Source organism: Sphingopyxis sp., assembly GCF_036402335.1.
In the GTDB taxonomy this organism is placed as follows: domain Bacteria; phylum Pseudomonadota; class Alphaproteobacteria; order Sphingomonadales; family Sphingomonadaceae; genus Sphingopyxis.
In genome coordinates this window covers 1-7,219 of the sequence record NZ_DASWTD010000223.1, presented here as the reverse complement: position 1 = coordinate 7,219, position 7,219 = coordinate 1, and the positions used below count along the sequence as shown (strand labels likewise).

At 63.4% G+C, this 7,219-nt stretch carries 10 protein-coding genes; 5 read left to right on the top strand and 5 right to left on the bottom strand.

Features of this window, described 5'->3' with window-relative positions; all coding sequences use genetic code 11:
- Window positions 1-321: 321 nt before the first annotated feature.
- Window positions 322-657 (bottom strand): hypothetical protein, encoded by a 336-nt coding sequence (locus VGD20_RS06955; RefSeq protein WP_331133756.1) that lies wholly within the window; start codon window positions 655-657, stop codon window positions 322-324.
- A gap of 19 nt (window positions 658-676) precedes the next feature.
- A complete protein-coding gene (locus VGD20_RS06950; protein WP_331133755.1) occupies window positions 677-916 on the bottom strand; it encodes a helix-turn-helix transcriptional regulator in 240 nt (79 codons plus the stop codon).
- Between the two features lie 545 nt (window positions 917-1,461).
- On the opposite strand from VGD20_RS06950, the gene VGD20_RS06945 reads away from it, so the two are divergent.
- The 5 genes from VGD20_RS06945 (at window position 1,462) to VGD20_RS06925 (ending at window position 4,539) form a co-directional block, all read left to right on the top strand.
- Window positions 1,462-3,024 carry a ParB/RepB/Spo0J family partition protein gene (locus tag VGD20_RS06945; protein ID WP_331133754.1) on the top strand — a complete coding sequence of 521 codons (1,563 nt, stop codon included), beginning with the start codon at window positions 1,462-1,464 and terminating at the stop codon, window positions 3,022-3,024.
- Window positions 2,987-3,484: a hypothetical protein gene (locus tag VGD20_RS06940; RefSeq protein WP_331133753.1), complete on the top strand. Its 498-nt coding sequence runs from the start codon at window positions 2,987-2,989 to the stop codon at window positions 3,482-3,484. The genes VGD20_RS06945 and VGD20_RS06940 overlap by 38 nt, the downstream gene beginning before the upstream one ends.
- A 66-nt stretch (window positions 3,485-3,550) precedes the next feature.
- Window positions 3,551-3,805, top strand: a complete 255-nt coding sequence (locus VGD20_RS06935; RefSeq protein WP_331133752.1) for a hypothetical protein — start codon at window positions 3,551-3,553, stop codon at window positions 3,803-3,805.
- A 13-nt stretch (window positions 3,806-3,818) separates the two neighbouring features.
- Window positions 3,819-4,226 (top strand): hypothetical protein, encoded by a 408-nt coding sequence (locus VGD20_RS06930; RefSeq protein WP_331133751.1) that lies wholly within the window; start codon window positions 3,819-3,821, stop codon window positions 4,224-4,226.
- A complete protein-coding gene (locus VGD20_RS06925; protein ID WP_331133750.1) occupies window positions 4,180-4,539 on the top strand; it encodes a DUF6118 family protein in 360 nt (119 codons plus the stop codon). Before VGD20_RS06930 ends, VGD20_RS06925 begins: the two co-directional genes overlap by 47 nt.
- Before the next feature lie 175 nt (window positions 4,540-4,714).
- On the opposite strand, the gene VGD20_RS06920 is transcribed toward VGD20_RS06925, so the two are convergent.
- The 3 genes from VGD20_RS06920 to VGD20_RS06910 are packed head-to-tail and all read right to left on the bottom strand — an operon-like array spanning window position 4,715 to window position 7,046.
- The gene (locus VGD20_RS06920; protein ID WP_331133749.1) at window positions 4,715-5,485 is read right to left on the bottom strand and encodes a hypothetical protein; all 771 of its coding nucleotides are present in this window, start codon (window positions 5,483-5,485) and stop codon (window positions 4,715-4,717) included.
- Between the two features lie 12 nt (window positions 5,486-5,497).
- A complete protein-coding gene (locus VGD20_RS06915) occupies window positions 5,498-6,583 on the bottom strand; it encodes a DUF1176 domain-containing protein (RefSeq protein WP_331133748.1) in 1,086 nt (361 codons plus the stop codon).
- Window positions 6,584-6,611: 28 nt separating this feature from the next.
- Complete coding sequence (locus VGD20_RS06910; RefSeq protein WP_331133747.1) at window positions 6,612-7,046, bottom strand: hypothetical protein; 435 nt, start codon at window positions 7,044-7,046, stop codon at window positions 6,612-6,614.
- Window positions 7,047-7,219 lie beyond the last annotated feature (173 nt).

The following is a 7,219-nucleotide window of genomic DNA, read 5'->3' as shown; positions in this document are numbered from 1 at the left end:
TTATAATTGTAGCCGACCGACGAGAGCCAAGTCATATGTCTCGACTTCCTTCGGAATAGGCCTAGCGTTCGACCGGCAGCGACTTTCCACGCGACCCGGAAAGTCGATGGGGCTTCCTTTGGTCACGAACGCAGAGGATGGAAGGGCTTCGCGGTAGCGAAGCCCTTTTGCCCATGCTGCTGGGGCGTCATCACAAACATTGGCCGGTTTCGGACTGGCAGCTTCCAGTCGGCGAACATCGAGAAGCGGACGTTTGATACCGATGGGACCGAGATGACGGCTCGCGACCGATTGCGGCCGTTGTTGCACTCCCTAACATCGTCATTCCCGCGAACCCGAGGACACCTTTGTTAAAACTCGGCTGCCGCCCGGTTGCGGGATGTCGTTCACGAAATCAAGAATGCCGATGAGCGACCCGTGGAGCGTGGCATGAACCTCGCCTCGCCTGTCGCCGGGATGGAGGACGATCTTGCCGACGAGTGAGCGGATGTCACTTGAGGCGTCGAGCCGCGTGGCAGGGCTCTTGAGCGTTTCGGTGAGCCGCCTTGCAGGCGCGAATATGCTCGCGGGCGATATGCCGATCGCTTCCGCGATGCGGATCAGCGCAGCATCGATTGCGGCCGGATGGTCACCTCCATCGTTATCGTTCGCCGCCATAGGCCGCGCTGGGGGCGCATCATCCTTTTGCATGATGGTCGCTTGGACCTGGCGCCTTATTGTCATTGTCGGCGCGATATCCGGCGGGATCGGCGATCCACCGGTCGATGGCGGATTCGTACCAGCCGGCACCGTGCACGCTGATGCGCACCTGCGCCGGAAAAGTGCCTTCGGCGATCTTGCGATAGACGGTCGTTCGCGACAGGCCCGTGCGGTCGAGCACGGTCCTGAGACGGACAATTCTTTCACTGCTGGACATGGGGGCGCGTTTCCTTCGTCTGGCCGCAGCCGTCGCTCCCGCGCCCGAAGATGGGGGAAGAAGCGCCGGGCGTCAAGCCCTTGAGAATGTTGGATTAGGCCCGGACATCGGCCTCAAAACCGAAGCTGCCCCCTGGCGACCCCGTAGCGACCCTCAAGCAACCCCCAAGCGACCCTCTGGCGATTCCGAAGTTTTTTTATCCGAGGTCCCGCTTCGGCCAAGCTTGCCCGCATCGAGCCGATCGTGGCGCGATCCGCGCCCCGGTCGCTACGTGATTCGCGCTGCGATTCGATTGTGAAGCGGGCGCCGCTGGCGCGGCGCACAGGGTCGCCGCTGAGAGCGGCGGCGTGGGCCTCCGGCCGTGCGAGGTGGTCGTCGCTCTCCTCTGAGGCCCGCCCGGCAGGGCGCAACCCCTTCGGGGTCCTCCACATGCGTTCCAGCCTGCGGTGCGCCCTGCCTTCATGGCGGGCCACTCCGGTCGCTCTCGCCGCCCACCCCGCTCAGCCGGGGCTGCGGTGGTTTTGGAAAAGCAAAGGAGAAGATCCGTGGAACTCAAGTATATCGACATCGCCAACCTTTCGGTTTCGTCCGCCAACATGCGCGGGATCGCGAAGCCAGACCTCACCAACATCCTGCCGTCAGTACGGGCGCGCGGGATTCTCGTGCCGCTGATCGTAAGGCCGGGAGCGGGAGACGGAAGCTATGAGATCGTTGCGGGCAAGCGGCGCTATCATGCCGCGCTGACCGTTGCCGAAGAACAGGATTGCATCGACCCGCTACCCTGTGCGGTGATGGAGGCCGGGGACGATGCGGCGGCGCTCGAAGCCTCGCTGATCGAGAATATCGCCCGGCTCGACCCCGACGAGATCAATCGCTGCGAAGCGTTCACCCGCCTCGTCCGCGAAGGACGGACCATTGAGGACATCGGCTTGACCTTCGGGCTCACCAGCTTGCAGGTGAAGCGGACGCTCGCCATCGGCAATCTGCTGCCGCGCATCCGCAATCTCTACCGGGCCGAGCAGATCGATGTCGTCACCATGCGGCACCTGACCCTCGCATCGAAGGCACAGCAGCGCGAGTGGCTGGGGCTGGTCGACTGCCCCGAGAAGCACGCACCCACCGGGGTACAGCTTCGAGCATGGCTGTTCGGCGGTAGTGCGATCACCACCAAGGTCGCGATGTTCGACCTTGCCGATTATCCCGGCGAGATCGTCTCCGACCTGTTCGGCGAGGACAGCTATTTTGCCGATGCCGATGCATTCTGGACGGCGCAGATGGCCGAGGTGGAGAAGCAAGCGAGCTTCTATCGCGATACCGGCTGGGCCGATGTCATCATCATGAAGCGCGGTGAGTATTTCAATAGCTGGGAGCATGAACGCTGCCCGAAGAAGAAGGGCGGCAAGGTCTTCGTGACCGTCAGCCATCGCGGCGAAGTCGCTTTCCATGAGGGCTATATCACCAACAAGGAAGCGCGGCAGCGCGCCAAGGGCGAAGCGGGCACCGATACACCCAAGCCGGTGCGTCCCGAGGTTAGTGCTGCGCTTGGCAATTATATCGACCTGCATCGTCATGCCGCCGTGCGCACGTCATTGCTGTCGGAACCGGGGATCGCACTGCGCATGATGATCGCCCATGCCATTGTCGGGTCGCCGCTGTGGCGGGTCGACGTCGAGAAGCAGCGGGCGGCAAGCGACGCCGTCGCCGAGAGCGTCGAGGTGTCGGCGAGCAAGGCCGCGTTCGACAAGGCGCGCCGTCGGGTAATCGATCTGCTCGGGTTCGATCCCGAGACACCTACCGTGGTCGGCGGTTATGACGGTGAACACGGCATTGCCGGGCTGTTCGTCCGCTTGGCTAGGCTGTCCGACGAGGCGGTGATGGGCATTCTTCCCGTCGTGATGGGCGAGACGCTTTCCGTCGGCAGCGCCGAGGTCGACATGCTCGGCCAGTTGCTGGGCACGGATATGCGAACCTGTTGGCAGGACACCGCCGTGCTGCCCGATCTTCTCCGCGACAAGCAGGTACTGACTGCCATTATCGGTGACGTGGCGGGCGAGGACGTCGCCGAAGCCAATGCGCAGGCCACCGCCGAGCGATTACCAGAAGGCTGACCCGGCGCGCGACTTCGCCGAGCGGCGCGGCATCACCTTCCGCGAGCGGGTCGCCGAAATGGTCAAAGCCATCCCCGAGAAGGCGCGCGGGATCTTCGACAATTTCCGGCCCAGGGCCGAGCCGCCGCGCGATATGTTCGCGGGGTTCCAACCCGCGCCCCGGTCGCAGCAGCCGGAACGGGGCGACGGGCTCGCTCGCAGCCCGCAGCCTTCTCCCGCCGGCGGCCTGCGCAGCGCCGTGGAGCGCTACGCAAGGGCGCTCGACGCGGTGCAGCAAACCCGCGCGCAGGGGATCGAGGCGATGCCGCATCAGCGCGTGGCGCTCGATCGGGCGAAAGAGTCGCTCGACGCTGTTCGGCCTCATGCCGCCACCGATCTTGGCGCTGCCTTCGAGCGTCAGCCGGAGCTTGTCCACGAGGCGGCGGGCGGGCGCAGCCAGTCCGCGCTCCGGGCGATGTAGCTTGAGGCGGAAATCCGCATCGACCCGTTCCAGCGCGCCGACCGCTTCGTCGAGGGCTGGCGGCAGTTGCAGCGCCAGCGCGAAGAGCTGGTGCGCGATGGCGATCTACGCGGCGCGAAGCGTGTCGCACAGAGCATGGCGGGCATGGCGAAAAGCCTCGAACGCGACGCCCAGCTCGAATCGGTGCTCGGCGGGCGCAGCCGCGAACTCGGCCTCGAGATCAGCCGCGACATGGGCCGCAGCCTGTCGCGCGACCTCGCAAACTCCATCCCCTTCGAGTCCGTCCGCGACCTCGGGCGTGGGATGGGCATCGGTCATTAGCAGGAGAAAACAGATGGACGAACCACGATTGCCGTCGAACGCGCCGGAGCCCGAACCTGAAACCGCAGCAGAAGCGTTCGCGCGGCTCGACGACCGGGTGGCGGGGCTCGACGGGCGCATCGCGCTCATGGTCCGCGCCGTCGAGCATATGGCAGCCGAGCGGCTAAGCATCGAGATACCCGACTACACCCCGACCTTGGAAAAGACGAATGCCTACCTTGCCGCGGTCCACAAGCGGTTGAAGACGATCGAGGATGCGCCTGCACTCGACATGACCCCGGAGGATATGGGCAAGCGCATTGCAGCCGCGGCGCAGAAGGCGCGCGAGGCCGACCGGGCCAGCGTCCAGCAGGTCCAGCAGTACCGTTCAGGCGTTGCATCGGATCATCGGCAACGCCCGCACGCGCGAGCAGCAGCGTGAGTATCTGTGGTGGGGCATCGGCGGCGGAGTCCTTGCCGGGTGCCTGCTCTGGGCGATCCTGCCTGGCGTGGTCGCGCGCATCATGCCGACAAGCTGGCACCTGCCCGAACGCATTGCCGCGCGCACCGTGCGCGAGCCGACACTGTGGGAGGCCGGAGCGCGGATCATGCGCGCGAATAGTCCGCAGGACTGGAAGGCCATCGTCGATGCGACCGAGATGTGGCGTCAGAACCGAGAGGCCATCGACGTCTGCGAGAAAAGGGCCGTCAAGGCAAAGAAGTCAGTGCAATGCACTGTAAAGGTAGGGCGCTGAACAGTGGAAGCAATCGCGATAAATGCATTTCAGGTGTGCCGCACCAAATCCGCCGAACAAGACTCGCCAAAACTCCGAAGGGCTTCCCCATGCCTTTTATGCCGTGGTCGTGACCGCTTGCAAAGCGGCGAATATCCGTCGTCGCATTCAGCTGGTTTCCAGGCACCCGTTCCCGTCATTTGCCGGTGCAGGCGTTCATCTCCTGCGCAGGTTCTTCGCGGGTAAAATTGAGGATGATATTGCCCCCGCTGTACTTGCCGCCCTCCTCGACCGTGCCGGCCATCCAGATCGTTCCGCCATCGACCTTGATACTGTAAAAAGCGGTACTCTGCGTGTCTGGTCCGTCGCCGTCCGCAGATTTCGCACAATTGACGGCCAGCGGCGTGATCACGGCGGAATCAAGCTGATCGGCGATCAAGCGCGCATAATCCACGCCTTCCGCATCATCCTCGGGGACATAGGGCTTCTGGACGTAGAGCGAATAGACGCTGCCCTGCCTAAAACCGTGAATCGTGAGCCAGCTGTCCCCGCCATTACCCTTGACCATTTTGAGGTCGGATCCGGCGCCCGCAGGTAAATCCGCTGGACCGAAGCCCAAAAGCCGGATTTTCGCCGAGCGTCGGTAGGCATTGTCGTTGCCTTCGGCTGTTTCAAACGCACCCCATGCGAGGCCGGTATCCGTATCATATCGGGCCGCATCAGCATCGGCCGCGAACATGGACAGGACGCGGCCCAACGCCGTTTGCTCCTTCGCCGCGCCATACCGCTTGGCCATATTGGCTGACGAAGGGGCGGGAGAGCCGCTGCGGCTTGTCGTGGCGGCATCGACCGTTCGGCTGGCCTCGCCGGCTTGCGTCTCGGAAGGTTGCGCGCTTCCAGTGGATGCGAATGCCATCAAGCCAATGCAACAGCCTGACAGCAAGGAACGTGTGTTTAACAATGCCAATGTGGGCCTCCTTTAGTCCAAGCTGCGGTGCGGCTGCGGCCGGCCGGGATCGGGCTGCACATCGCTGACCAGTGTTGGCATACGCCATGCACCGCCCGCGAACCCGCGGCACAGGCCCGTGGTCGCTTCTTCGGTCTGCACGAAACGCTCGCCATCCCAGCTCCAGGCCGCCGTGAACCAGCAGTCGCCAAGGCCGCGCCCTTTGTGTGCCGCCCAGATTCGTCCCTTCTCGAAGCCGCTGGCCGACGTGGTCACCAATTGAGGGCGATCGGGCGCCCCTTCGTCGACCGTCCAAAATCCGATACTCTGATTATAGGCCCCCGACTGGCAAGGTGTGGAGACCAGCAGGGTGTCGTCGCTCACGCGTTCGACCGTAAGAGGCTGTTTTTCATCGGATAACAGAATGTCGCAGCTCTCGTCTTCGCCAAAGGCGGTCGCCCGCAAGGCGGTGCGCAAAGCGGCGGACGTCGCCAGCCTTGCATCGTCCGGCCGCGTGGCAACCAGATCAGGAATATGCACTGCAAGCGCCGGCACGGCCGGCAGCACTTCGGCTTCGTTCCGATCGCCTCGCCGCGCGAGAGCGCCGGGTGTGTTCAGTCTCCCTTGGAATTCGTCCATTTTCAGGAGGACGGCGCTGGCCCCGTCGTCCGACAGAACCCATCGCTGGCCATCATCCGCCACAGCCTCTATCTTGCTGTCTCGCGACAGCGCGTCGAGCAGCGCCCCGGTCTGGGCGCGCGAGAGCATTGCGGTCCCGTTCTCGCGATTGACATCAGCCTTGCCCCGGTCGCGACCGTTGATCCGCAGCGTCAGGGCCCCCGGCATCGGATCCTGATCATCCTCGGGGACGACCGACAGTTCGGCACCGACCGGTTCCCCGGCACCGGCTTTGCGGGTCAGCAACAGAGACACCGGCGGAGCCGGAGTCTCGGCGGCATAGTCTTCGGACTGATAGCCCGCGGCACGGCAGGTGCGTGTATTATCGCACGCCACTACCCAATCGCGATGCTCGAAATAAATGCTTTCGATTTGCGCAGCAGCAGCCGTGGCGGAAACCGGCAGAGTCAGGAAAGCGAAGATCGGGAGGAACGGCCGCATGGGGATCTCCTGGAAATTGTCGGGTTGATCAACCTTCGGTTTCGATCTGTTTACCGGCATAAGGCGACAACCCGCCGAGGCTGGCATTGGTGTGATCGATCAGCACCTCGCACAGGCATGCCGTATCGGTGCAGGCATCCCGGCGCCGCATAAAATCATCATCGCGAGGCGGATCGGCGTGATCGACCTCCTTCTTGGTGGCGTTCTCATAGGCATAGACCCATGCCATATCGTCGAGCCGACCCATCCGCCACAGGTCCGCTTGCGAATCATAAGCGGCGTCGCACATCAATATATGCGCCCGAACCGTTGGGGCATCGCAGGAGATATCCGACAATATGAGGTCATAATGCTCTTCAAGGCTTTGCGTTCGTTCCGCGACTTTCACCGTGTCCACACCGCATTCGGCGGCGCCCGCCATTTGAGGAAGGATCAACAGGCTCGCAATCAGCATCAGTCGCATTCAGAATGTCTCCTATGATTGGATTGGCCGGCGCTTCGCTTTCGCCCCCCGGCATCAGGCGACCGATAATCTCCCAGCGCGCCGAAGCTATTTTCATCGTTCGCTCCTGAAAACGGGGAATCGTTTCTGGATAATCGATGACGATAACATCAGAAGATCAACCGGAAATCACC

Bases quoted from the DNA above. Each gene is read 5' to 3' on its own strand.
- VGD20_RS06915 (WP_331133748.1), bottom strand. From the start codon at position 6,583: ATGCGGCCGTTCCTCCCGATCTTCGCTTTCCTGACTCTGCCGGTTTCC.
- VGD20_RS06930 (WP_331133751.1), top strand. From the start codon at position 3,819: ATGGACGAACCACGATTGCCGTCGAACGCGCCGGAGCCCGAACCTGAA.
- VGD20_RS06910 (WP_331133747.1), bottom strand. From the start codon at position 7,046: ATGCGACTGATGCTGATTGCGAGCCTGTTGATCCTTCCTCAAATGGCG.
- VGD20_RS06955 (WP_331133756.1), bottom strand. From the start codon at position 657: ATGGCGGCGAACGATAACGATGGAGGTGACCATCCGGCCGCAATCGAT.
- VGD20_RS06950 (WP_331133755.1), bottom strand. From the start codon at position 916: ATGTCCAGCAGTGAAAGAATTGTCCGTCTCAGGACCGTGCTCGACCGC.
- VGD20_RS06940 (WP_331133753.1), top strand. From the start codon at position 2,987: ATGCGCAGGCCACCGCCGAGCGATTACCAGAAGGCTGACCCGGCGCGC.